The 22,974-nt window shown below is 65.3% G+C and carries 24 protein-coding genes; 8 read left to right on the plus strand and 16 right to left on the minus strand.

The window, feature by feature from the left end; all coding sequences use genetic code 11:
- Position 1: 1 nt before the first annotated feature.
- Genes AB431_RS14400 through AB431_RS14445 form a run of 10 tightly spaced genes read right to left on the minus strand, consistent with a single transcriptional unit; the run spans position 2 to position 9,232 of the window.
- Complete coding sequence (locus AB431_RS14400; protein ID WP_047330498.1) at positions 2-919, minus strand: LLM class F420-dependent oxidoreductase; 918 nt, start codon at positions 917-919, stop codon at positions 2-4.
- A 7-nt stretch (positions 920-926) separates the two neighbouring features.
- Positions 927-1,682: an SDR family NAD(P)-dependent oxidoreductase gene (locus AB431_RS14405; RefSeq protein ID WP_047333423.1), complete on the minus strand. Its 756-nt coding sequence runs from the start codon at positions 1,680-1,682 to the stop codon at positions 927-929.
- Positions 1,682-2,278, minus strand: coding sequence for an SDR family oxidoreductase (locus AB431_RS14410; RefSeq protein WP_047330499.1), 597 nt, complete (start codon positions 2,276-2,278; stop codon positions 1,682-1,684). The genes AB431_RS14405 and AB431_RS14410 overlap by 1 nt, the downstream gene beginning before the upstream one ends.
- Positions 2,275-2,841 carry an isomerase gene (locus AB431_RS14415; RefSeq protein ID WP_047330500.1) on the minus strand — a complete coding sequence of 189 codons (567 nt, stop codon included), beginning with the start codon at positions 2,839-2,841 and terminating at the stop codon, positions 2,275-2,277. The genes AB431_RS14410 and AB431_RS14415 overlap by 4 nt, the downstream gene beginning before the upstream one ends.
- The gene (locus AB431_RS14420; protein ID WP_047330501.1) at positions 2,838-4,298 is read right to left on the minus strand and encodes a class I adenylate-forming enzyme family protein; all 1,461 of its coding nucleotides are present in this window, start codon (positions 4,296-4,298) and stop codon (positions 2,838-2,840) included. Before AB431_RS14420 ends, AB431_RS14415 begins: the two co-directional genes overlap by 4 nt.
- Positions 4,295-5,095 (minus strand): enoyl-CoA hydratase/isomerase family protein, encoded by an 801-nt coding sequence (locus AB431_RS14425; RefSeq protein WP_047330502.1) that lies wholly within the window; start codon positions 5,093-5,095, stop codon positions 4,295-4,297. The genes AB431_RS14420 and AB431_RS14425 overlap by 4 nt, the downstream gene beginning before the upstream one ends.
- Positions 5,092-5,904: an enoyl-CoA hydratase/isomerase family protein gene (locus AB431_RS14430; RefSeq protein WP_047330503.1), complete on the minus strand. Its 813-nt coding sequence runs from the start codon at positions 5,902-5,904 to the stop codon at positions 5,092-5,094. Before AB431_RS14430 ends, AB431_RS14425 begins: the two co-directional genes overlap by 4 nt.
- Positions 5,901-7,163, minus strand: coding sequence for an acyl-CoA dehydrogenase family protein (locus AB431_RS14435; protein WP_047330504.1), 1,263 nt, complete (start codon positions 7,161-7,163; stop codon positions 5,901-5,903). Before AB431_RS14435 ends, AB431_RS14430 begins: the two co-directional genes overlap by 4 nt.
- Positions 7,160-7,966, minus strand: coding sequence for an enoyl-CoA hydratase/isomerase family protein (locus AB431_RS14440; protein WP_047330505.1), 807 nt, complete (start codon positions 7,964-7,966; stop codon positions 7,160-7,162). Before AB431_RS14440 ends, AB431_RS14435 begins: the two co-directional genes overlap by 4 nt.
- A 3-nt stretch (positions 7,967-7,969) precedes the next feature.
- Positions 7,970-9,232: a hypothetical protein gene (locus AB431_RS14445; protein WP_047330506.1), complete on the minus strand. Its 1,263-nt coding sequence runs from the start codon at positions 9,230-9,232 to the stop codon at positions 7,970-7,972.
- A gap of 107 nt (positions 9,233-9,339) precedes the next feature.
- Here AB431_RS14445 and AB431_RS14450 point away from each other — a divergent pair, with 107 nt between their 5' ends.
- On the plus strand, positions 9,340-10,155 hold the full coding sequence (locus AB431_RS14450; RefSeq protein WP_047330507.1) for an enoyl-CoA hydratase/isomerase family protein: 816 nt from the start codon (positions 9,340-9,342) through the stop codon (positions 10,153-10,155).
- Between the two features lie 4 nt (positions 10,156-10,159).
- Here AB431_RS14450 and AB431_RS14455 read toward each other — a convergent pair whose 3' ends face one another.
- Positions 10,160-11,026, minus strand: coding sequence for an SDR family NAD(P)-dependent oxidoreductase (locus AB431_RS14455; protein ID WP_047330508.1), 867 nt, complete (start codon positions 11,024-11,026; stop codon positions 10,160-10,162).
- A 55-nt stretch (positions 11,027-11,081) separates the two neighbouring features.
- Between AB431_RS14455 and AB431_RS14460 the strand changes: the two genes are divergently transcribed.
- Positions 11,082-12,635 carry a class I adenylate-forming enzyme family protein gene (locus AB431_RS14460; RefSeq protein WP_047330509.1) on the plus strand — a complete coding sequence of 518 codons (1,554 nt, stop codon included), beginning with the start codon at positions 11,082-11,084 and terminating at the stop codon, positions 12,633-12,635.
- Positions 12,636-12,647: 12 nt separating this feature from the next.
- On the opposite strand, the gene AB431_RS14465 is transcribed toward AB431_RS14460, so the two are convergent.
- The 3 genes from AB431_RS14465 to AB431_RS14475 are packed head-to-tail and all read right to left on the minus strand — an operon-like array spanning position 12,648 to position 15,542.
- Entirely contained in the window at positions 12,648-13,952 is a 1,305-nt protein-coding gene (locus tag AB431_RS14465) for an amidohydrolase family protein (RefSeq protein ID WP_047333424.1), read from the minus strand.
- Between the two features lie 34 nt (positions 13,953-13,986).
- A complete protein-coding gene (locus AB431_RS14470; RefSeq protein ID WP_047330510.1) occupies positions 13,987-14,397 on the minus strand; it encodes a Zn-ribbon domain-containing OB-fold protein in 411 nt (136 codons plus the stop codon).
- On the minus strand, positions 14,397-15,542 hold the full coding sequence (locus AB431_RS14475) for an acetyl-CoA acetyltransferase (RefSeq protein ID WP_047330511.1): 1,146 nt from the start codon (positions 15,540-15,542) through the stop codon (positions 14,397-14,399). The genes AB431_RS14470 and AB431_RS14475 overlap by 1 nt, the downstream gene beginning before the upstream one ends.
- Positions 15,543-15,630: 88 nt before the next feature.
- Here AB431_RS14475 and AB431_RS14480 point away from each other — a divergent pair, with 88 nt between their 5' ends.
- The 5 genes from AB431_RS14480 to AB431_RS14500 all read left to right on the plus strand — a co-directional run bounded on the left by AB431_RS14480 (position 15,631) and on the right by AB431_RS14500 (position 20,305).
- Positions 15,631-16,407 carry an HpcH/HpaI aldolase/citrate lyase family protein gene (locus AB431_RS14480; RefSeq protein ID WP_047333425.1) on the plus strand — a complete coding sequence of 259 codons (777 nt, stop codon included), beginning with the start codon at positions 15,631-15,633 and terminating at the stop codon, positions 16,405-16,407.
- A 34-nt stretch (positions 16,408-16,441) separates the two neighbouring features.
- Positions 16,442-17,557 carry a TauD/TfdA family dioxygenase gene (locus AB431_RS14485; protein ID WP_047330512.1) on the plus strand — a complete coding sequence of 372 codons (1,116 nt, stop codon included), beginning with the start codon at positions 16,442-16,444 and terminating at the stop codon, positions 17,555-17,557.
- A complete protein-coding gene (locus AB431_RS14490) occupies positions 17,554-18,636 on the plus strand; it encodes a hydroxyacid dehydrogenase (protein WP_047330513.1) in 1,083 nt (360 codons plus the stop codon). Before AB431_RS14485 ends, AB431_RS14490 begins: the two co-directional genes overlap by 4 nt.
- 4 nt (positions 18,637-18,640) lie before the next feature.
- Entirely contained in the window at positions 18,641-19,465 is an 825-nt protein-coding gene (locus tag AB431_RS14495; RefSeq protein WP_047330514.1) for an enoyl-CoA hydratase/isomerase family protein, read from the plus strand.
- Between the two features lie 69 nt (positions 19,466-19,534).
- Complete coding sequence (locus tag AB431_RS14500) at positions 19,535-20,305, plus strand: TetR/AcrR family transcriptional regulator (protein WP_047330515.1); 771 nt, start codon at positions 19,535-19,537, stop codon at positions 20,303-20,305.
- On the opposite strand, the gene AB431_RS14505 is transcribed toward AB431_RS14500, so the two are convergent.
- Positions 20,306-21,466: an acyl-CoA dehydrogenase family protein gene (locus AB431_RS14505; RefSeq protein WP_047333426.1), complete on the minus strand. Its 1,161-nt coding sequence runs from the start codon at positions 21,464-21,466 to the stop codon at positions 20,306-20,308.
- Positions 21,467-21,542: 76 nt separating this feature from the next.
- Here AB431_RS14505 and AB431_RS14510 point away from each other — a divergent pair, with 76 nt between their 5' ends.
- Positions 21,543-22,562: an acyl-CoA dehydrogenase family protein gene (locus tag AB431_RS14510; protein ID WP_047330516.1), complete on the plus strand. Its 1,020-nt coding sequence runs from the start codon at positions 21,543-21,545 to the stop codon at positions 22,560-22,562.
- Here AB431_RS14510 and AB431_RS14515 read toward each other — a convergent pair.
- The gene (locus AB431_RS14515; RefSeq protein WP_047333427.1) at positions 22,541-22,951 is read right to left on the minus strand and encodes a PaaI family thioesterase; all 411 of its coding nucleotides are present in this window, start codon (positions 22,949-22,951) and stop codon (positions 22,541-22,543) included. The two genes, AB431_RS14510 and AB431_RS14515, sit on opposite strands and share 22 nt — an antisense overlap.
- Positions 22,952-22,974: the final 23 nt, after the last annotated feature.

Below are 22,974 nucleotides of genomic sequence, written 5' to 3' on the forward strand. Positions count from 1 at the left end.
ACTACATTATCGTATTACGAGAAGTTGTATTCTCACCCCGGACAGTCGAAGCGATAGCGGCGATGAGGTCGATGGTTTCCGACGGGTCGGCGTCGGGCAGAACGAGTTGCAGGTGATCGACCCCGGCCTCACGGTACGGCTGCACGAAACTGGTGACCGTAGCCACGTCACCGACGGCGGCGCCCGCGACAATGCGGAATTCTTCCAGTGACCGGCCCTCTTCCGAGGCGATCCGCCGAAGCCGAGCTATCAGCTCGACGAGGCGCTGCGGAGGCATCGGTGCGGCGATCCAGCCGTCTCCAATCCGCACGGCGCGGCGCTGAGCCGCCGGCGAGTGACCGCCCACCAGGATCGGAATGGTCCGGCGGACCGGTTGGGGGCGGCGGTCCATCTCGTCGAAGTCGACGAACTCGCCGTGAAACTCGACAAAAGGCTCGTCGCCCTCCCAGAAAGCACGCAGAACAGCGACGTGTTCCTCGCTGCGGGCCGCGCGCCGGTGCCACGGCAGCCCCATGGCGTCGGCCTCCTCGCGCATCCAGCCGATACCGACGCCGTACGTCAGGCGTCCGCCCGACAGCACGTCCAGGCTGGCGAGTTGGCGGGCATTGGCGATCGGGTTGCGGATGGGTAGCACGGCCACGGACGTACCCAGACGGATCGTGCTGGTCTGGGCTGCCACCCACGCTAGCGTGGTCATCATCTCGAAGTTCGGTGCGAGGTGATCGGCCAGCCAGCCATCGGCCACCGTCACCGGTGCGCGGCCCAGGACGTAGGGGGAATCGACCCGCCGCGGCAGCACCAGATGGTCGACTGCCCAGAGGCCGTCGAACCGGTGCTCCTCAGCCACTGTCGCGAAGTCGCGAATGAATGTCGGTGACGCCATCGGTCCGGAGTGCGGTAGGACAAGCCCGAGTTCCATGCGACTCCTAGAGGCTGGTGAAGTGCCCGCCGTCGACGCCCAGCGTCTGCCCGGTGATGAAACGCGCCCTCGGCCCGACGAGAAAGCCAACGGCAGAACCGATATCGCCCTCCGGGTCACCGATGCGGCCGAGCGGGATGCGGCGTGCCAGGCGCGCTTCCATGGCGGGTTCGGCCTCGATCGCGGCTGTCATGGCGGGGGAGTAGGCCAGCGGCGAGATGACGTTGACGGTGATGCGATGCGGCGCCCATTCGCGAGCCAGGCTCTTCGCGAAACCACGCAGCGCGCCTTTCATCGTCGCGTACATGGGTAGCGTCGCGCTGCCCTCGATGCCCGCGGGAGAGGTCATTACGAGGATTGTCCCGCCGCGCACCCGCAATGCATCGAAAGCTGTTTTGGCACAGTTGAAGGCGCCGATCAGAGACACCGAAGAGTGTTCCTCGAAGAGCTCTTGGTCAACCTCGGCGAGCTGATGAGGTTGGCTAGACGCATTGCTGGTGGCGTTGTGGACAACGGCATCGAGGCCGCCAGTTGCCGCAACCGCCTCGGCGACCGCGGTGCGCACCGACTCCTCGTCGGTGACATCGCACCGCACCCAGGTTGCCAAGTGGCCGCGTGCGCGGATCTCCTCCGCTGCCGCGGCACCGTTCTCATTCCTGGTCGCGACGATCACATGCGCGCCGTCGGCTGCCAGTGCGCGGGCGATGCCGAGGCCGACGCCTGCTCCCGATCCGGTCACCAACACTGTGTGGTCATCGAGCATCACGGAAGCATCACCGACCCGCCATCCACCGAAATCGTCTGGCCGACCAGGTGGCCGACGTCGCGCCGCAGCAAGAATCTCGTCGTTTCGGCGATACTCTCGATGAGGGCGTCGCCGTCGCCACTGTCGACAGCGGGCGCAGTCAGATGGGTGTCCAGGTCGGCCAGCCGGGGCGCCAGCAGCCCGAGCGGCACGGCCACCGTGTTCACCAGCACGCCTTGACTTGACCACTGCCGAGCCGCAGACTTCGCCATCGCCCGGATCCCCTCGAGTGCCGTGAGGTAGGGCACCAGACGCGCTGCGCCCGCCACACCGACAGTCGGCACGATGAGCACGATGCGGCCACCTCGATCCCGCATCGCGGCGTATGCGCGCTGAAACGTCGAGATGGTGCGCCACAACGGATCCTGGACCAGTCGTCGCCACGTCGCGCTGTCGACGTCGCCTAGCAAGGTCGGGTCGGCTACGTCGGCGACGACCACGACGCCGTCTGTGCCTGAGGAAATCGGGCTGTCAGGTGGCACGACCTGAGCGTCGAGGTGACGGGCGAGCCGGACCGAGATCCCGTTGTAGGCACCGATGACTTCGGTGGTCATGCCCGGCGGCGCTTGCGGAACAGCGCGGCGAATTCGACCGCAGATCGGCGAACCGAGGCGAATTCGAGCGACACTAGCAGGGTGTCCACCATGGCGAAGGGGAGGGTCTGCGCGACGAATCCGCGGCCGTACTCGACGTGGTACGAGCCAGGGTGGATCGTCAGGCCCCGCGCATGTCCCCGCTCCATCCGGCCGCGGTCGCCGGGATGTAGCGTCAGGTGGCCGGTATCGTCGGATTCGACGTCGTAGGAGTCGATCTGGCCGGCAAGCAGGAACTTGTCGATGTCGACGCGCCGATAGCGGCCCGAAAATCCTTGCGTTCCCGTCGGGGTGCCGAAGATGACCACGTACTCGCGCGGACTGAAGTACAGAAATCGGACCTTACCGAGGATGCCGCCCGCGGTGCTGGCCACCCAGCGTCCCGGAGTCGAGTCGATGAGGTTGGGGTAGGCCGCGGCCAGCAGCTCGATGGTGCGGCTGATGAGTTCGTCCGCGGCGAGCCCAGAACCGACGGCCTCGTTGACGACCCGCTGCAGCACCTCGGGGTCGATCTTGTACGTCACGACACTCCTCCCGCGGCTGCCATGGTCAGCAGCTCGCGCTTGACCACTTTGCCGACATCGTTGCGCGGCAGGGCGTCCACGAAAAGGATCCGGGACGGGATTCGATAGGGAGTCAAACGTTCCCGGCACCATGCGATGAGATCACCTTCTGTGACCGCGTCGTCGGTACGGGAGACGAACGCCCACGGGACTTCACCGAGACGCTCGTCGGGGATGCCGACGACCGCGGCTTCGCGAACTCCCTCTGCGGCCAACAGGACGTCCTCGACCGTGCCCGGGAAGACCTTGAGGCCACCGCGGTTGATCATGTCGGACACTCTGCCGTCCAGCCACAGGAAGCCATCATCGTCGAACCAGCCCAGGTCGCCCGTGTGGAACCAGCCGTCATCGGTCAACCGGTCCAGGAACGCGGGATCGATCTTGCGTGCCGCCGTGGTCGGTGTTCGCACCATCACTTCGTCCTCGGCGATCGACACGTCGATGCCCGGCAGCGGCCGGCCGACCGAACCGAGCTTGGTCCCACCCCACTCGCGTGCGTCCGCCGCAGACCAGCCCACCACTTCGCCACCGAGTTCAGTCTGTCCGTAGGAATTGAGCACCAGGACCCCGAACTTGTCGCGAAAGCGACCGGCCTGCACCGGGGAGAGCGGTGCAGTGATCGATCGGACGATCTTCAGCGGCGTCAGGTCGGTGACCGTCTCGTCGTGCAACACCATCGTGAGGGCCGCCGGCGGCAGCACAGTTGAACGCAACTGATGTTTGGCGACCAGTGCGGCGAAGTCGGGTGCGCAGAAGCGATCCATGAGTACCACCCCGGAACCGGCGCGGAAAGCGAACAGCACCTGATAGATGCCTGCCCACAGTGAAAGCGACAGCGGCACCAGGTTGGGCATCGGCGCCCGGTCGGTCCGCTTTCCCGCCGCTCTATTGCCGCGAAGTTTGTCCAGAAGCCGATCGATCAGGTCGAGCACCGTGGCGTGGCGCAGAGGAACCGGCTTCGGGGCACCGGTGGTCCCCGAGGTGAATTGCAGCAGAGCAACGTCGGCGTCGTAGTGCCGCGGATCCTTGGGCGGACGCCCGGGCGTGGCGCTCCAGGACAGGTCCGCACCCTGGATCACCGGCAGGCCCGACGTGGTGAAGCGATGTGCCAGTTCTGGTGTGGTGATGACCGCAACCGGGCGCAGGGTGTCGAGCTGGGCGACAAGCTCGGCGTCCGCTGCCCGCGGATTGAGCGGGGTATAGACGCCTCCAGCCCGCCAGGTACCGAACAGCGCGGCGACGGTGGTGGCGTCGTTCGGGAGCATTGCGGCGACGACCTGGCCGGTCTGCACGTTCGCCTCAGTCAGCATCTCGGCGAGATGCGCCGCGCTGGAACGCAAGTCGCTACTGGACACATCGGCGTCCACGGTGTGCACCGCAATCCGCGGCAGACTGTCGAGAAGTTGGGCGAGGCTCACGAGTCGGTCTCCATAGGAGCCCACTGCGGAGTTCGCTTGTCGGCGAAGGCCCGGGGACCCTCGTCCTGATCGGGGTGGCCCCAAACCGAGGTCAGATGCTTCGCTCCCTCCCTGCACGCGTCGGTCAGCCCGTATTCGAGGGCGCCCCAGAGCGCGCGTTTGGTTGCCCGCATGGCGACAGGGGAATTACGGGCGATCTTCTCGGCGAGCTCCTGGGCAGCGTCACGGAGTTGTTCAGGCGGGTCGACCACTTGGCTGATCATGCCCAGTTGGTAGGCCCGCTGGGCCGTGAGCCGCTCATAGCTACCCACCAGTGCCATGCGCAGAACCGCTTCAGCGGGCATCTTGCGCATCAGCGCGATCGTCTCCAGCGCGCTCACCTGCCCGATCGAGACGTGGGGATCCACGAAGGTTGCGTCCGATGAGGCGATGACCACGTCGGCGTCGGCCACCCAGTGCAGGCCACCTCCGGCGCATACTCCGTTCACCGCGGTGATGATCGGCTTGCCGACCTTGCAGTGCCAGCCCGTGAGCTTGAGGTCCAGGGTGCGCATCGTCTCCTGAAACTGTTGCACCGCTTCACCATCGAGATCTTCGACGTCGGCACCCACCTGGAAGGCGCGACCGTTTCCGGTGTGCACGATGACGCGCACCTGCGGGTCTGCGTCGAGTTCCGCCCAGGCCCTGGCGAACTCCTCACGCATGACCGCGTCATAGGCATTGAGTCGGTCGGGGCGGTTGTTGATGAGCCACCCCACCGGCCCTCGCCGTTCAACGATGAGCCGTCGATACGTCATTGCACCTCCGCAGTCGAGGTCGATTGCCAATTCGGGCTGCGCTTTTCTTTCCAGGCGCGAACACCCTCGGCGTGGTCGGGGTGGTTGCGAAGGCGCCAGATCTCCTGAGCAGCTTCGCGTTTCGCCTCGGACAAGCCGACTTCCAGTGACCGCCAGAGCGCCTTTTTGGTGGCTCGCAAGGCGGTCGGTGAGTTTGCCGCGACCGCGGCAGCGAGCACCGCCGCCGCCGATTTGAGCGCATCGCCGGAAACGACTTCGGAAACGATCCCGAGCTCGTAGGCGCGTTGCGCCGAGATCCGCTCGCCCCTGCCGCTCAGGGTCATTCGGAGGATTTGTTCCATCGGAGATTTGCGGAGCAGGGTGATCGCCTCATAGGCGACGGCCTGGCCCACCGATACGTGCGGATCCACGAAGGACGCGCTCTGCGCTGCGATGACGATGTCGGCATCGGCGACGAGATGCAAACCTCCGCCGGCGCACACGCCGTTGACCGCGGCGATAACGGGCTTGGCGACCGCGCAGTGCCACGAGGAGATCTTGAGCTCGGCGTCGCGGGTACGGCGCGAGTGCTTGCGCATCGCGCTCTTGTCGCGGGCGACCTGGACGACGTCCATTCCCGTGCAAAACGATCGCCCGTTGGCGGTGTTCACGATCACGCGGACCGCCGGGTCGGCGTCGAGATCGGCCCAGGCGTGTTCGAGCTCGTCGAGCATGAGCGCGTCGAACGCGTTACCGGCTTCCGGCCGGTTCAGGATCAACCAGCCGATGCCGTCGGACTTCTCGACAATCAGTCGTTCATACTCGCTCACGACCGCGGAATGTCCTTCCAGGGCTTGCCTTTCCACGGGTCCGGCTCCTTGGGCAGACCGAGAACACGCTCACCGAGGATGTTCTTGTTGATGTCTGTGGTGCCACCCTCGGTGCTGTTGGCAAGACTGCGCATCCATCCCTGCACCTCCGGTGGCAACAGGTCGTCGCCCGCCGGGGGTGGTGTCCAGGCGACGGCATCGGTGCCCAAGAGGTCGACCATGAGGTCCTGAATCTGCTGGTTGAGGGTCGCTTGGTGCACCTTCCCGATGGACGAGGCCGCGCCGGGAGACTGCCCCGCCGACAGCGCCGCCCGCACGCGGGCGTTGGTCCAACCGCGGATCTGCTCCTGCGCCCACAGCCGCATGACCTTATTGCGGATGACCGGGTCGCCCCACCGGCCGCGCTCCTGCGCCAGCGTGATCAACCGCTCGGCGCTGAACCCCCCGAGCCGGCCCATGCCGCCGGAGCCGGAACCGGAAACCATCTGGCGCTCGCTGGACAGCGTCGAGGCACTGACGCGCCAGCCGTCGCCACGTTCGCCGACACGGTGGGCGTCGGGGACCCGCGCGCCGTCGAGGAACACCTCGTTGAACTCGGCCTCGCCGGTGATCTGTCTCAAGGGGCGCACCTCGACACCGGGCTGGTGCATATCGAGCAAGAAGTAGGTGATGCCCTTGTGCTTGGGCTGTTCCGGGTCGGTGCGGGCCAACAGGATCGCGAAGTCGGCCTCGTCGGCCCACGTTGTCCACACCTTCTGGCCGGTGATCACCCAATCCGCGTCGCTGTCCGAACCGTCACGCACCGCCTTGGTGGCCAGTGAGGCGAGGTCAGACCCGGCGCCGGGCTCGCTGAACAGCTGGCACCATTTCTCCTCGTTGCGCACGATCGGCGGCAGGAACCGCAGCCGCTGCTCGTCGGTGCCGTGGCTGAACAGTGCCGCCGCGGCGTTGTTGAGACCCAACGGATTCAACCGGCGCAACCGAAGCGGTGCGAGTACGGTTTCGACGGCGCGCGCGACGTCGTTGCCGATGCCGAGACCGCCGTGTTCGGGCAGCCAGGTGGGGACGACGAGCCCGGAGTTGGCGAACGTCGGATACCACTGCTCGTAATCGACGGCGGTGCGTGCGGCGCGCAGTGCCCTCGGTCCGTCTTCGGCAGCGACTCGCCAGGTTTCAGGCACTTCGGCGACCACCCATTGCTGCACCGCTGAGACGGCGTCGGCGGCGCTGGTGGACGCATCGATCGGTAAGCGTGTCATCGGCCGGTGAACTCCGCGTCCCGCTTGTCCCGGAACGCCGCCAGGCCCTCTTTGAAATCCTCGCTGCGACTGGATAGTTCGAGGGCCATGGCCTCGTTTTGTAGATGTCGGTCGAGGTCGAGGCCGTTACCGCTGTGCAGCAACCATTTGGTGAGGCCGAGAGCAACGGTTGGGGCCGCGGCAAGCTTGTCGATGAGGGCGTCAGCCGCCGCGTCGAGTTCACCGTCTGGATGAGCGGAATGCACAATGCCCCACTCCGCCGCGGTCAGGCCCGGGATCTCGTCGCCGAGCATCAACAGCTGTCGGGTGCGCACCATGCCGATCAGACGGGGGAGCAGCCAGGACGCCCCGCTGTCCGGAGTGAATCCCCGCGCCATGAACGGTTCCCAAAATCGAGCGTCCTCGGCGACGACGCAGAAGTCGGCAGCCATGGCGAGGTGAAATCCGAGTCCGGCTGCCCAGCCACGCACCACGGCGACGATGGGTACCTGTGTTTCGAGCATCAGCGGGATCAGGCGGTTGGCTTTGTTGGGCAGCCGGCGTTGCGTACTGCCAACGCGCGGTTTGCGTTCCGATTTCGCGTTGTTGGCGATCAGATCGGAACCCGCACAAAAGTCCGGGCCTGCGGCGTCGATGCGGACCACGCGTACCGACTCGTCGGTGCCGGCTGCCGCGAGATGACCGATCATCGCGTCGAGCATGGTGTCGTTCACCGCGTTGCGGCGGTCGGCCCGGTCGAAGGTCAGGGCCAGCGTTGCACGCCGCTGCTCGGCTCGCAGCCCTGGCACACTCGCGTAATCCATGCTTCAGCGGTCACCGAATCGGGCCGACACCGCTGTCAGCAATTCAGTGAGGTTGCTAGCGTTGCCGGGCGGGTCTGGCAGGCGTACCGGGCCACGCTCCCTGCTGGGCAACAGGATGGTCGCCCGGCCGGGGGCGGTGATCTCGCCCCGCTGGTTGATGGCAGCCAGTTCGAGGTCGACGGCAGGGCGGTCGCCTTCGGCCAGGTATTTGCGCGTCACCGTGCCGGTGATCGTGTGCAGATCACCGACGTAGTTGAACAGCCGGAACTCACAGTCCAGGGTCCACAGCCACGCGTCGTCGCCCATCCAGTCGGTGCACAGATGGATGAGCCAGGTCTCCCGCATCCGGCCGTAGTCGAAGGTCGTCGGGTTGCCCGCGTTACGCGCCGCCCCGGGTTCCCAGTGCACACGCTGTTGCACATCGGGCACGCCGTGCTCGTTCGGCGTATAGAAACGAGGAATGCGCTGTCGGTTACTCCAGGCCAGTCGCAGTGGCCGTACGCCGTACATGCCGGTGCCCATGCCGACGTGCCAGCACACCATGTCAGTGACCGTCAGCGGCCCCTTGGTCAGCGGGCCGACGGAGTCTCCTTCGCAGACGTCGTCCCACCACCGGGGTTCGGCGCCACGCGGGCGCTCCCGGGCGTACCTCTCGTCGATGTCGGCGATCTCCTCGGGTGTCCAGGTTTTGAGTTCGACGGCCTCGTACTTCTTCTTGCCGCGTGCCTTGCTGCGCTCGGTGCGGATCATGTTGCGGTACTGCCCGCCCAGCAGGGAGCCGTCCTCGTCCCGGAAAACCTGGGCGGACCACTCGTGGACGGCACGCTCAGCGAACTCGCTGCTTTTGTCGAGAGCGGCCACCAGTGCATTGCGGCGGAACACACGGCGATTGGCGCGCAGTGGGGTCCACCATTCCCGAGACGACGAGGCGTAGAACGCGTGTACACCACGCAACGGGTCGCCCTTCGTCAGGGCCCGGTCCGCATCCGAGAGTTCGGTGACTTCGTCCTCGCCGATCAGAGTGTCCCCGCCGACGAGCGCGGGTGGGGCAATGGGTTCGCCCCACACCGATTTCGCCGCGTACTCCGGATCGCACCAGAGCGGGTTGGCGTCGCCGTAGCTTTCCGCCACATGTCGGAACGCGTCTTCGTTGGGCCGGTAATAATGCGGCGGCTGGGTGTGCGGGACGGCGATTCCGATGGTGGCGCGCAGCCGGGCCAGTCCCTCGTCGGTGATCTGGCCAGCCGGACTTGCTGCATCGGCCATCCGCTACCTCCTCGGGGCGGCCCGCTACGTCGCCGGGCCAAGGTGGAAATTAAGATACCCGAAAAGCGGAAACGACGTTAACGCGGCACGATCGAAGGGCGCTGGAAATGACCGAAGAGGTATCTGGTATCGCCGTCGCAGTCGATGGCGACGGAGTTCAGCGAATCCGGATCGATCGATCCGATGTCGGAAATTCATTGTCGCCCTTGGCCCGTGATGCACTGACCGACGCTTTTCGGTGCGCGCACAACGACCCGGCCGTCCGCGCGGTGTTGTTGACGGCGGCGGGGGATCGGCACTTCTGCTCCGGGGCAGGGTTGCCACAGAACTCGGCCGCCTCGACGCCGCCGCAACAGAAGCGTCCGGGCGATATCGCACGGATGCTGCAGGAGGGTTGGCAGCGTCTCGTGAGTTCCGTGCTGGACTGTGACAAGCCGGTAGTGGCCGCCGTGAAAGGCACCGCGGTCGGAGCCGGCTCCAGCCTGGTGCTCGCATGCGATCTGGTCGTGATGTCGACCGAAGCCCGCCTAGTGCAGGCGTTCGTCAACCGCGGCATCCTGCCGGATTCGGGCGCGATCCACCTTCTCACCCGAATCGTCGGGCTGCGCAAGGCTACTGAACTGTTGATGCTCGGCGAACCTGTCGGTGCCGCAGAATGCGAGCGCCTCGGACTGGTCAATCGTGTGGTGCCGCCGGCAGACACCGAGGCAACTGCCGACGAACTCGCGACCCGGCTGGCGTCGGGACCGACGGTGATGCTCTCGCTCACCAAACGGCTGCTGTCGGTGTCGTCGGAGTCCGGTCGCGATCGAGCCTTCGAGCAGGAGGCCTGGGCTCAGGAGGTGGTGTCGACGACCGCAGACCTGCAAGAAGGGCTGCGGTCCTTCGCCGAGCGACGCCCGGCCAGATTCCAGGGTTGCTGAGGCCCTACCCGGTTTCGGGCCCGCCGCGGATCCTGAAGGTCGCGGTGTCGTCGATCTTGTCGATGTTCTCTGCGACGACTTCTGCGGTCAGCCCGGTGTCCTCGATGCCCGTGGTCTGCCCGATGAACACCCGTGACACCTTGCCCGCCCCCACCGAGTAGATGTGTGCGGTGCGGCCACAGCTCCGGTGCGCGAGGTAGACCACCACCGGAGTGACGAGTTCGGGATCCATGGCCTTTGCGGCGTCGCCCATGATCTCCTCGGTCATCCGGGTCCGGGCGATCGGGGCGATCGCGTTGATGGCAATGTTGTTCCGGGCACCCTCGATCGCCAGAACATGCATCATGCCGACCAGACCCATCTTGGCGGCGCCGTAGTTGGCCTGCCCAAAGTTGCCGAAAAGCCCTGTGCCCGAGGTAGTCTGAACAATTCGGCCGTAATTCTGCTCCCGCATCACCGGCCACACCGCCCTGGTGACGTTGAAGGCGCCGGTGAGGTGCACGGCGATCACGGCGTCGACCTGATCGGCGGTCATGTTCTTGAACGCGGCGTCGCGGAGGATGCCCGCGTTGTTCACGAGCACGTCGACTCGACCGTAGGCATCCAACGCCGCTCCCACGATGGCTGCGCCGCCTTCATCGGTGGCGACGGAGTCACCGTTGGCGATCGCGATGCCGCCGGCGGCGGTGATCTCGTCCACCACGGCTTGCGCGGCGGAGGCTGATGCACCAGTGCCGTCGACAGCGCTGCCCAGGTCGTTCACCACGACGCGCGCACCACGACGGGCCAGTTCGAGTGCGTGACAGCGGCCCAGGCCGCCTCCGGCGCCGGTAACTATGGCCACCTGATCGTCGAAAGTTATTGAAGGCATGGGTGAGAGGTTACATTTGCGCTGAGGAGAATCATCATTTGCATGGGAGGATGCCATGGGCGGCACGGGTGACCTGCTACTTCACGCACGACATCGTGCGGATGCGCTGCGCGCCCGGTACCGGGCCGACAGGGTCTGGTCCGGGCTCCCGTTAGACGTCGTCCGCTCTGCGGCGGCCGATCATCCGACGCGCACCGCGCTGATCGCACGGGACGCCGAGGTCAGCTATGCCGACCTCGACACACGGGTCGACGCAGCAGCCCAAGCGCTCCGCGCCGCCGGGGTGAGTGCGGATTCGCCCCTGGTCATCGTGGTCGGCAACGACATCGAGTCCGTGGTGATCGTGCACGCCGCCATTCGAATCGACGCAGTGGTGCTCCTGGTGCCGCGAAGCGCCGGCGCGGCTCAGATCATCGACATCGTCGGTCGCACCGGGGCAGTGTTCGGGGTGGCACCCGGATATGGGCAGGAGCTACCGGAGGGCAGCTGCACCTGGGTGAACGTGGACTACACGGCAGAACCAGCTGTGCGCGCGTCAACGGTCCGAGCGGCCGACGAGCCAAGCTTCGTGCTGTACACGTCGGGTACGACGTCGCGGCCGAAAGGCGTGATCCATTCACTCAGCACGTTATTGAAGGCGTCCACGAACTACATCGCGGCGGCAGGGCTCGCCGCGGAGGACCGCATTTTCCTTATCAGCCCGCTGGCATCCGTGACCGGTGTCGTCCAAGCGTTGTTCATCGCCCCGCTGCTGGGCGCCCCAATCGTGCTCGAAGATCGCTGGAACCCCCCGGCGACGTGCGACTTGCTGCTGTCCTCGAAGGCGACCTGGTACGGCGGTCCGGACCGGTTACTCGACCGGCTACTCGACGAGGCCGGCGGCCGTCCGGTGCCGCTGCGCGCGGTCTACCTGGGCGGGACGGCGCTCGACCGGCGCATAGTCGAGCGTGTCGAGGACGACTTCGGCATCGTCGTCATGCGTGCATACGGGTCCTCGGAGGTGCCGGTTAGCACATCGGGCTTGCGCACGGAGTCGCGGTCGACCCGGCACGCCGACGACGGCGTGCCACTGCAGGACGTCGAGGTGCGCGAGGGTTCTTCCGGTGACCCGGGTGAGTGTTGCATCAAGGGCCCGCACACATTCCTCGGATACGCCGACGCCGACGACGACGGTGCTGCCTTCGACGGCGACTGGTTCCGTACCGGCGATGTTGCTGACCTCTCCGGTGGCCGGGTCCGAATCGTCGGGCGGATCAAGGACATTGTCATTCGCAACGGACTCAAAATACCGTCGGCCGAAGTGGAAGAGGCGGTCTCGCGCATAGCGGGGGTGCGCGAATGCGCCGCGTATTCGGTGCCCGATTCCAGGACCGGTGAGCGGTTGGCAGTCGCTCTCGTGCTCGAGGCCGGTGCCGACGTGTCGTTGTCGGATGTTGCCGGTGCGTTGATCGCCGACGGACTGCCCAAGTACAAGCTCCCGGAGGAGTTGGTGTTCTGGAACCAGCCGCTGCCGATCAACGCCAACGGCAAGATCGAGCGAAATACGTTGCACGCCAGATCCAATGGACGGCCGCGCATGCTGGCGGACCGATTGAGCGTCGCGCCGTAGTCAGGGCGCGCGCTATTGCGACCCGCCACTGACGTTGACGGTGGCCTTGCTCATCCGGTCCTGCCAATCCGACGCGCTTCCGCCGTGCTGGTTCTTGGAGAGCGCCTTAATGGACACATCGTGTCCTTCGGCCGCTTTGCGTAGCGCGCCAACGGTGGCTTGTTCTTTGGCGATGTGGGTGAACGGGTCCCAGTGGTACCAGCGGATGGCGTTCTCGTAGGTCATCTTGTTGATCTCGTCGTCGGGCACATTGTGTTCGCGCAGAACTTGGTCGAGCTGCTCCGGGGCGCCCGGCCACATCGAGTCGCTGTGCGGGTAGTCGGCTTCCCAGCAGATATTGTCCACGCCGATCTGACCACGCAATTGCACGCCGACGGGGTCGGAGATGAAGCAGGTCAGGAAGTGGTCGCGGAACACCTCGCTGGGCAGCTTGCCCTTGAAGTCCTGACCCGTCCAGGTGGAGTGCATCTCGTAGGTGCGGTCCGCGCGTTCCAGGAAATAGGGGATCCAGCCGGTGCCGCCCTCGCTCAGGGCGATCTTGAGGTCGGGGTATTCCTTGATCGGTCGTGACCACAACAGGTCGGCGGCGGCCTGCACGATGTTCATCGGCTGCAGCGTGATCATCACGTCCATCGGTGCGTCGGGTGCGGTGATGGCGAGGCGGCCCGAGGAGCCGATGTGCACGTTGAGCACAGTGTCGGTGTCGACCAGGGCGTCCCACATCGGCTTCCAGTGCTCGAAGTCGTGGAAGCTGGGATAGCCCATGGCCGCGGGGTTTTCGGTGAAGGTGAGCGAGTGCACCCCGCGGGCGGCGTTGCGCCGGATCTCGGCGGCACAGGCCACCGGGTCCCAGATCACCGGCAAGGTCATTGGGATGAAGCGGGCCGGATACGCGCCACACCATTCTTCAACGTGCCAGTCGTTGTAGGCCTGCACCAGCGCCAGGGAGAACGCCGCATCGTCGGTGGCGAAAAGCCGGCCGGCGAAACCCGGGAAGGACGGGAAGCACATCGAGCCGAGGATGCCGCCGGCGTTCATGTCCTTGACCCGCTCGTCGACCTGGTAGCAACCCGGCCGGATCTCATCGAGCCCCTGCGGCTCCAGCCCGTACTCCTCTTTCGGGCGGCCGGCGACCGCGTTGAGCGCAACGTTGGGGATGACAATGTCGCGGAATTGCCAGGAATCCGAGCCGTCCGGGTTGTGCACCAAACGAGGAGCCTCGTCGATGTACTTCTTCGGCAGGTGGTTGGCGAACATGTCGGGCGGCTCGACGATGTGATCGTCGACGCTGACCAGGATCATGTCATCCTTGTTCATCTGAATTCCCTTCACTTATTGAGGTATGGGAGCGTTAACCGTTGGCATCGGCAGGTGTGAACACCGGTACGACGAAACCGTCGTCGTCGTGCCGGAAGTCGACCATCAGGTCTAGGCCGGCCCGCAATGCGTCCGGGGGGCAGTTGTCGATCGCCGTCATCAGGCGTGGGCCTTCGGCGAGATCGACCATGGCGACGACGTAGGGCAGCCGTGCGTCGAACGGAGCGGCATTCTGGTGCACCACCGTCCACGTATAGAGCGTCGCGCGGCCGCTGGCAGGTACCGCGGTTACGTCCTCACTCCAGCAGTGCGGACAGAATGGCCTGATGTACAGCGACTTTCGCTGGCAGGCACTACAGGCGTTGACGCTTAGGCTGTGGTCCTGAACTGCTGCCCACCACGCCTCGCTGTCAGCGTCTACCGTTGGCCGATCGGGAGCGCTCATCAGTTCCTTCCGAGGATCATCGTCGCGCTGTGGGTGAAGAACCCGCCCATCGCGTGCACGCAGGCAAGGCGGGCGTTGGGGACCTGACGTTCGCCACATTCGCCGCGCAGCTGCCTGACTGCCTCCACCATCAGGAACATGCCTCGCATGCCGGGATGGCACGAGGCCAGGCCACCGCCGTCGGTGTTGGTGGGCAGCGATCCGCCGGGGCGAAGTGCGCCGGATTCGATGAACTTGCCACCGTCGCCCTTGGGACAGAATCCCAGATCCTCCACCGTGAGGAGCACCGTGGAGGTGAACGAGTCGTACAGCTGACAGACGTCGATGTCCGCGGGCGTAAGACCGGCCTGAGCGAAGGCGCGCGGACCCGAAATCGCCGCCGCCGACGTGGTGAAGTCACCCCACTCACTCATGCTGACATGGGACGCGGCGTCTGCGGCACCGAGAATCCAGATCGGCTCGTTCGCACAGTCCTGCGCCACCCGTTCACTCGCGAGCACCACCGCGCCGCCGCCATCCGTTCGAAGGCAAACGTGCTTTGCGGTGAACGGGTCCGCGAGCATCGGTGCGGCCGCGACATCGGCCGCGGTGATGTGCTCTTGCTCGAAAGCGTTGTCGTTCATTGCCGCCCACTCGTGGGCTGCGACCGCGACCTCGGCAAGCTGATCGGCGGTGGTGCCGTACTCGATCATGTGGCGTCGGGCCGCCATCGCGTATTTCGCGATCAGCGTGGGCCCGTACGGGGCTTCGTACTGCATGGCGCCGGCGGTGCTCATCGCGGCCGCCGACCCGCGGATGCGGCGTTTGACGTCCGAGCGGGCGGTCGAGCCGTAGGTCAGCAGCGCCACGTCGATCTCACCACTGGCGATCGCCGCGGCCGCGTGCCGAGCCATTACTTCCCAGGAAGATCCGCCGGTGTTCGTCGCCTCGACCCACGTCGGTCGGAGCCCCAGGTACTCGCTGACCTCGACCGGAGGCAGGAGCGTGCCGTGGCCGCCGAATCCGTCGATATCGTCCTTCGTCAGGCCCGCGTCGGCGATGGCGCGGCGCGAGGACTGCGCCATCAGGGCCATCGCGGTCTTGTCCGGCACTCTGCCGCAATCCGACAGAGCGGCCCCGACGATCGCTACCCGGTTCGAAGGCATAGCCCATGTTAAACACATCGATAACGACGTTTACGAATAGCCGGAATATGGGTTCTCGTCGAGCTAACGTGTGATCGTGCAGGGCTCGATGAGACAGACGTTGCGCGGTGAGGGTTTGGTCTTGTGTCTGGCCTTGATGCACTCCCGAACTCCGGACGTTCCCGCCATCGCCGCCGCTGCGGGTTACGACGCCATCTACGTCGACCTCGAACACACCTCGACGTCACTGGAGACGGCGGGCATGCTGTGTGCCAGTGCGCTCGGCGCCGGCATCGCCGGGTTGGTACGAGTGCCGTCGCAGGAACCCAGTCTCATCGCGCGTGTTCTGGACAATGGTGCGACTGGAATCATTGTGCCGCATGTCAATTCGGCTGAAGAGGCGCAGACGATCGTCGACGCTTCGCGGTTTCCACAGGTGGGCCATCGATCGATCTCGGGGCCCAACGCGCTCAGCGGATATGGACCATTGTCGCCGACCGAGCTGACGGCGGAGCTCGAGAGCCGCACGGTGGTCGCGGTGATGATCGAGACGCCGGAAGCCGTCGACAATGTCGATTCGATCGCGGCCGTGGCGGGCATCGATATGCTCCTGATCGGGCCGAGTGATCTCACCGCCGAGATGGGGATTCACGGCGACTATGAGAATGAGCATTTCCATAATGCGGTACAGTCTGTTTCAGCGGCCTGTCGTACCCACGGCGTGGCGCTCGGAGTGGCCGGCATCAAGTCGCTCGACCTGCTGGAGCGTTTCGTAGACCTTGGTCTGCGCTTCATCTCCGCTGGTACGGACGTCGGGATGATGACCGAAGCGGCCACGGCGCGCGCCCGAGATCTCCGTTGGTTGCAGGGTCGCACGAACCGTTAGCGCCGAACACGTCGTGCCACCTACAGGAGGACGAATGCCCACTGCGATCTACAAAGACCGAGTCACAGATCCGATGGCGTGGACCGGCGCCGACTTCACCAGCAAGGAGGACTTCTGCTTCGACCTGTCCTCACGCAATGTGGCGGCGTTGGAGTCGATCCTGGCCAGGACCGCGAACAAGGACCGAGACGACATCACCGGAGACGAGGTGCGGCACCCCGACCTGGATGACGACCTGGCGCGGCTTTATCAGGATTTGATGTTCGGCAAGGGATTGGCGTGTGTCCGCGGTTTCCCGGTCGAGCAGCATTCGATCGAGGACCTGGAACGCATCTACTGGGCGTTCTGTTGGCATCTCGGATATCCGGTGTCCAACAATTCATTCGGCCATCGACTGGTCCGCGTGCAGGAGGAAATTCTGCCGGGCGGGGTGCAGCCGGCCCGAGGAACCAAGTCGAGTGCCGAGCTGGCGATGCACAACGACGCCGCCGACATCTTGTCGTTGCTGTGCGTCTACCCGGCGCTGTCGGGCGGCGAGAGCCAGTTCGCCAGTGGGCCCGCTGCGCACAACCGGATCCTTGCTGAGCGGCCCGATTTGCTGGATGTGCTCTACCGCGGATTCCCGCACCATCGTCGCAGTGAGCAACCCGACGATCAACCGGACGTGACACCGTACGACGTTCCGATCTTCTCCCAGATCGACGGGCGGATCTGCATCAACTTCACCTACAGCAGCATCCTGCCTGCGATGAAGACCCTCGGTCGAGAGTTCACACCCATCGAGGAAGAAGCGATCGAGTTACTGCGCAGCGTGTTGGTCGAGCAACAGGTCGAGTTCCGGCTGGAGTCGGGCGAAGCGGCCGTTGCCAACAACTTCGCAATGTGCCACTCACGGTCGAACTTCGTCAGTGCCAACGACCCGAAGCGGGCGCGGTGTTTTCTGCGTGCCTGGATGGAGGTCCCTCGCAAGGATCGCCGATTGCCCCTCGGTCGCGAGTACTTCCACATGGAGAACAAGGACCTGCGGCTCGGCTACGACGTCGTCGAGGGCCGTGACGGCACGATAGCCCGTAACGATTACAAGAACGTCGACCCCGCGCTGGCCGAAATGTTCAAGGCGGCCCAGGCGAAGCCCAAGCTGAAGTCGTGACCGGGGTACCGCGTCCGAATTTGGTCTTCGAGCGGTGGACGGACCCGGTAGCGGGGGAGGCCCTGGAGCACACCGACATCGACCTCTTTCGCCTCGACTTGGCGGCGCCTGCTGAACAGGGTTGGGCCATGTTGGAATCCGCCAACGGATATCAGGTCGCCACACGGACCGACGTTGCCGGGCACACCGACGGCGCACAGTGGCTCGCCGGACCGGACTTGGTGCGGCGATGCGAGAATCTGCTCGCCGTCTGTTCTGCTGGAGCGGGTTACGACGTGATCGACGTCGACGCATGCACGGAGGCGGGAATCGCGGTGTGCAACAACTCGGGTCCCGGCGCCGAGGCTGTCGCCGAGCACGCACTCGGATTCATGCTCGACCTCGCGAAGAAAATCACCGCTGCCGATCGAGCGCTACGCGGCGGCCTACTGGGTGATCGTCTGACGCTGAGGGGAAGTCAGTTGTTCGGGAAGACCCTCGGTGTGATCGGTCTCGGTGCGATCGGTGGCCGCCTGGTCGAGTTGTGCGGACCGTTCGGTATGGAGGTGCTGGTCTTCGATCCGTACCTCGACGAGGCCACCGCGCAGGCGCGCGGGGTCCACCGGGTCGCGTTGAGCGAGTTGGTCGAGCGCTCAGACTTTGTGCAGGTGACGTGTCCGCTGACCAAGGAGACCGAGGGACTGATCGGCGCCGCGGAGTTCGCGGCGATGAAGCCGACGGCTTACTTCATCACAACGGCGCGCGGTCCGGTGCACGACGAGCAGGCGCTGTACGACGCCCTCGTCCAGGGCGGGATTGCCGGTGCCGGGCTGGACGTGTTCCATCAGGAGCCGCCCCGGGAGGACAACCCGCTGCTTGGGCTGGCCAACGTCGTCGCCACTCCACACACTGCGGGTATCACCGTGGAGGCAGCCCGGGATATCGCACTCGCGACTGCCGCGCAGTGGCAAGTGATCTTCGAAGGTGGTGTGCCACCGAGGTTGTTGAACCCCGAGGTCTGGCCGCGGTATTGCGACCGCTTCGAAGCGATCCTGGGCATCCGGCCCAAGGCGGCGGCCATGGCCGAGGGAGGGGTCTAACCACGTGGGCAAGTACCAGACCATCGAGCTCGAGGTGCGAGGTCATACCGCGTGCGTGACGCTCAACCGACCCGAGGTGCTCAATGCGATCGACGACGAGATGATCGCCGAACTTGCCGAGGTCTACACCGACATCGAACGGTCCCAGGACATCTGGACCGTCATCATCACCGGTGCCGGCCGAGCGCTGTGTGTCGGTGCCGATGTGAACAAGGCTGCCGACCATGACATGGAGAACGCGGCAGGCATCGACAATCAGGGTGAACCGATCCTGAGTTCGATGCGGCAGTGGGACGCACCGCAGGAAGCCACCCCGCCGTGGCTGCAGATGACCAAGCCGATCATCTGTGCGGTCAACGGAATAGCGTGCGGTGCCGGCATGGATTTGGTGACCACGGCCGACATCACGATCGCCTCGGAGCGTGCGTCGCTGATGGATCCGCATGTCAGCATCGGGGTGACATCGGGGCGCGAGGCGGTACGGCTGGCCCGCATACTGCCGCTGCCAGTGGCAATGCGTCTGGTACTCATGGGTAAGCACGAGCGACTCGACGCCCAGCGCGCCTACGACCTGGGAGTGTTCACTGAACTAGTCGCGCACGACGACCTGATGAAGCGTGCCTGGCAGATCGCTGAGGTCATCAATTCGAATGCGCCCCTCGCAGTGCGCGGTTCGCGGATGGCGGTGCGAAAGGGCCTGACGCTGCCGATCTATGAAGCCGAACTCCTCGCCGAGAATTACCGCATGAAGGTAGCGCTGACCAAGGACGCGGTCGAAGGGCCGCGGGCGTTCCTCGAGAAGCGCACGCCGGAATGGAAAGCGCGGTAGAGGCGGAAATCCGGCTAACCGGCAACGTAGATCGCGCATTCTCGACGTGTGCGAGTATCCTTTTCCGTCATGGTTGCAAAGAAGCAAGTGGACGTCGAAGACGGACGTGAAGTGCTTGACGCGGAAGTCGAGATGCCGGCCTCGTGGCAGCAGCGCACGATCGAGCGCCGATTGAGCACTGCGAGGGCACGTGCCCTGGCGCGGAGTTCACGATTCCTGGCCACTGCTCTTGAGCTTGTCGAGGAATCGGGACGTGCTGATTTCACGATCCAGACCCTTATCGACCGGTCGAACCTGAGCCTGCGCGCCTTTTATCAGCACTTTGCCGGCAAGGAAGAATTGCTGCTCGCGCTTTATGAGAACGTCACCAGTCAGTTCACCGAGGGTATCCGGCACGAGGTTGCCGCAGCCGACGGCCCGATGGAACAGCTGGAGGCGTTCTGCCGGGGGTTCCTGTCCCGCGCCGAGTCGTCTGAGAAGCTCGGCGGCCGCGTGATGACGATTTACAACCTCAGCTTGGAGATCGAGCGTCCCGCGGATTTCGCGAAGATCTGGGAGCCGCATCAGAAGCTGCTCACGAAGACCATCACGTCCTGCTCGCGGGCCGGCCTGATCCGCAATGATCTGACCCCCGCACAGCTCACGACGCTGCTGAACTCGACACTCACCGCACTCGCCCAGATCGGCGTCTTCCACCTCGGCGTCAAGGGCGCCGAACTGTCCGAGGATCAGCTGTGGGCGTGGTGCCGCCAAGCGCTGATGCCGCCGCAAGAGCCGAAACCCAGAGCGACGCGGACGAAGTCGCCGAGCCGCACGACTGTGGTACGGCGCGCGAAATAGTCAACGGGGTAGGCCGAGTCCACGCTGGGCGATGATCGTGCGCTGCACCTCGCTGGTGCCCGCGTAGATCGTCGTCCCGAGCGCGAACCGCATCGTGTGGTCGAAGCGGCCGTCCTCCGGTGCGGTCGGCTCGAAATAGCTTCGCAGAGCGTCAGGCCCGACCAGCTCGACGATGTCCTGGCTTGCACGCTCCAACGCCTCGGTACTGAACACCTTGGACATCGGTCCTTCGGCCACCGGGACGAGACCTTGTTCGGCCATCCACACGCAGCGGCGTTGTAGCAGTGTTGACACCTCGAGCTCCATTGCGACACGGGCGATGCGACGGCGTACGTCGGCGTCGTGGATGCGAGACCTGCCATTCGGCGCCACGGTGACCTGTGCCCACCGCTCTGCGTGGTGCAGGAGGCGCTCCAGGTGGGGACCCCAGCCTGAGGCGTGCTCGTCCTGCAGGGACAGGCCCAGAACCTGCCAGCCGCCGTCGACCTCGCCGATACGCCATTCGTCACCGATAGTCACATCGCTGTAGAACGTGATGTTGGTGCGCTCGCCGGATAGCGTCCACACCGCCTGCGCTTCGAAGCCGGCCGTGGCGGTGGGCACCAAAAACATGGTGAGGCCCTTGTGTTTCGGCTTCTCCTGGTCGGTTCGGGCCAACAGGAAGATGTAGTCGGCGATATGTCCATTCGTGGTGAACATCTTGGATCCGTTGATCACCCACTCGTCGCCTTCACGGACCGCCTTCGTGGCCGCTGCGGCGACGTCCGAGCCACACTCGGGCTCGGTGAAGCCCAGAGCGATCGTGATGTCACCGCGCATGGCTCCCGCAAGGATCCGGTCCTGCAGCGCGGGCGTGCCGATCTGGCGGACGATCGAGGCCACCATCCGCGTGGTCTCCGAAAGATAGACCGGTGCGTCGTAGCGCATCATCAGCTCATTGACGACCTGTTCGTCCCAGGCGTCCCGGTCCTGACCGCCGAACTCCTCCGGCCAACTCGGGGCGAACAGGCGCTTGTCGACCAGTCCTCGCGCAAAGTCGTCGTCATGTGCGACGCCGCTGCGATACACCTTCTCCTCGAACTCCGGCGTGAGCACCCCCTCCAGGTGGGTACGGACCTCGTCGCGGAAGGCCTCGGTCTTCGGGTCGAGCTGAAAGTGCATAAACCGTCCGATCTGGTCGAAACTGATACTCTCCGAAATGAGAACAATCATATTCGCATGTGACGGGACCGATCTCGTGGACTTAGCTCTTTCTCCCGAACAAACCCAGCTCGTGGCATCTTTCGCTTCGCTCTACGCGCGAGAGTCGTCGTCGGAACGTGTACGGGCCGCCGAACCGCTCGGCTTCGACCCGGCCCTGTGGCGCGCGCTACAGGAAACCGGCGCGATCGAAATGGCGGTCGACGAGCAGGCCGGCGGATGGGGCGCGTCGATTGCCGAACTCGCTCTCACCGCTGAGCAGTTCGGCAGGGCAGTGGCGTCGGCGCCGGTGATCGAGGCACAAGTTGCGGCCCGGCTCCTGGCCATGTGCGGCGATCCGGGCGCGGAGTTGCTGGCCGATGCGTTGGGCCGCGACCGGCTCATCACTTTCGTTCCGCGGTCGCACGCCGGAACCACTCTCGAGATGGTGCCCGGCGGCATGGTCGCCGACGTGGTGATCGCTCTCGTCGACGGACGCCTGCTGGCGGTTCCGGTCACCGGTCAGCGGGTCGGGATCGAAAATCTTGGCTCGATGCCAGTTGCGGATATCGGCGTCGGTGACGACGCCCGGGTGCTTGCCGACGGGGTTCGCGCCGTCGCATTACATTCGGCTGCCCTTGACCTCTGGCTCACGCTGATCGCCGCGGCACTGTCCGGAGCCGCGGCCAGGGCCGTCGAGATGGGCGTGGAATACGCCAAGCAGCGGCACGCATTCGGCGTCGCGATAGGAACGTTTCAAGCCGTCTCGCATCCCTTGGCTGACAGTGCCACCGCGGCTGACGGAGCCCGGCTGCTCGCGCTGGAGGCAGCATGCGCCTTCGACGACGAGCCCCAGCGCGTCACCGAATTGGCGGCGATGGCGTTCGCATTCGCCTACGAATCGGCACGAGACGCCACCCGGCGGAGTCTGCACATTCACGGCGGATACGGCTTCGGGATGGAAGGCGACATTCAGCTCTACTACCGCCGGGTTCGCGCCTGGGCGCTCGTATACGGCGAGCCGAATGTCGCGCTGGACCGAGTTGCGGACGCACGCTACGGGGTTGTTGCCGGCTGATCCGTGCGCGGGGTGAGAATCGCGAAACTCAGGGTGGCGCGGGCGGCCAACCGGTCCCCGCCGACATCGAACACGTCGACGCCGACAACCACTGTGCGGCTTCCCTTCCGAACGAGCGTGGCCACCGCGCGCGCCGGCCCCGCCACAATCGGTGCCAGGAAGTGGACCGTCATGTCGGCGGTGCCAACACCGTCGCCAAGATCGGCCACTTTGAATGCCAGTTGTCCCGCCGCGATGTCGATGAGCGTTGTCACCAGGCCGCCCTGGAGTGCCCCGCGCATGTTCGCCAGATCGGTCCGGTTGTGCAGGTCGACGATCAAGGTGTCGTCGGTCTCTAGCACGGTGTAGAACGGCATCTGGGCGAACAGATGACCGGGTGTCACCGGCATCGGTTGCGGCTCAGGAAGTGTCA

This window comes from Mycobacterium sp. EPa45, assembly GCF_001021385.1.
Classification (GTDB): domain Bacteria; phylum Actinomycetota; class Actinomycetes; order Mycobacteriales; family Mycobacteriaceae; genus Mycobacterium.

Bases quoted from the DNA above. Each gene is read 5' to 3' on its own strand.
- AB431_RS14400 (WP_047330498.1), bottom strand. From the start codon at position 919: ATGGAACTCGGGCTTGTCCTACCGCACTCCGGACCGATGGCGTCACCG.
- AB431_RS14405 (WP_047333423.1), bottom strand. From the start codon at position 1,682: ATGCTCGATGACCACACAGTGTTGGTGACCGGATCGGGAGCAGGCGTC.
- AB431_RS14410 (WP_047330499.1), bottom strand. From the start codon at position 2,278: ATGACCACCGAAGTCATCGGTGCCTACAACGGGATCTCGGTCCGGCTC.
- AB431_RS14425 (WP_047330502.1), bottom strand. From the start codon at position 5,095: ATGACGTATCGACGGCTCATCGTTGAACGGCGAGGGCCGGTGGGGTGG.
- AB431_RS14435 (WP_047330504.1), bottom strand. From the start codon at position 7,163: ATGACACGCTTACCGATCGATGCGTCCACCAGCGCCGCCGACGCCGTC.
- AB431_RS14440 (WP_047330505.1), bottom strand. From the start codon at position 7,966: ATGGATTACGCGAGTGTGCCAGGGCTGCGAGCCGAGCAGCGGCGTGCA.
- AB431_RS14445 (WP_047330506.1), bottom strand. From the start codon at position 9,232: ATGGCCGATGCAGCAAGTCCGGCTGGCCAGATCACCGACGAGGGACTG.
- AB431_RS14450 (WP_047330507.1), top strand. From the start codon at position 9,340: ATGACCGAAGAGGTATCTGGTATCGCCGTCGCAGTCGATGGCGACGGA.
- AB431_RS14455 (WP_047330508.1), bottom strand. From the start codon at position 11,026: ATGCCTTCAATAACTTTCGACGATCAGGTGGCCATAGTTACCGGCGCC.
- AB431_RS14460 (WP_047330509.1), top strand. From the start codon at position 11,082: ATGGGCGGCACGGGTGACCTGCTACTTCACGCACGACATCGTGCGGAT.
- AB431_RS14465 (WP_047333424.1), bottom strand. From the start codon at position 13,952: ATGAACAAGGATGACATGATCCTGGTCAGCGTCGACGATCACATCGTC.
- AB431_RS14470 (WP_047330510.1), bottom strand. From the start codon at position 14,397: ATGAGCGCTCCCGATCGGCCAACGGTAGACGCTGACAGCGAGGCGTGG.
- AB431_RS14475 (WP_047330511.1), bottom strand. From the start codon at position 15,542: ATGCCTTCGAACCGGGTAGCGATCGTCGGGGCCGCTCTGTCGGATTGC.
- AB431_RS14480 (WP_047333425.1), top strand. From the start codon at position 15,631: ATGAGACAGACGTTGCGCGGTGAGGGTTTGGTCTTGTGTCTGGCCTTG.
- AB431_RS14485 (WP_047330512.1), top strand. From the start codon at position 16,442: ATGCCCACTGCGATCTACAAAGACCGAGTCACAGATCCGATGGCGTGG.
- AB431_RS14500 (WP_047330515.1), top strand. From the start codon at position 19,535: ATGGTTGCAAAGAAGCAAGTGGACGTCGAAGACGGACGTGAAGTGCTT.
- AB431_RS14505 (WP_047333426.1), bottom strand. From the start codon at position 21,466: ATGCACTTTCAGCTCGACCCGAAGACCGAGGCCTTCCGCGACGAGGTC.
- AB431_RS14515 (WP_047333427.1), bottom strand. From the start codon at position 22,951: ATGCCGGTGACACCCGGTCATCTGTTCGCCCAGATGCCGTTCTACACC.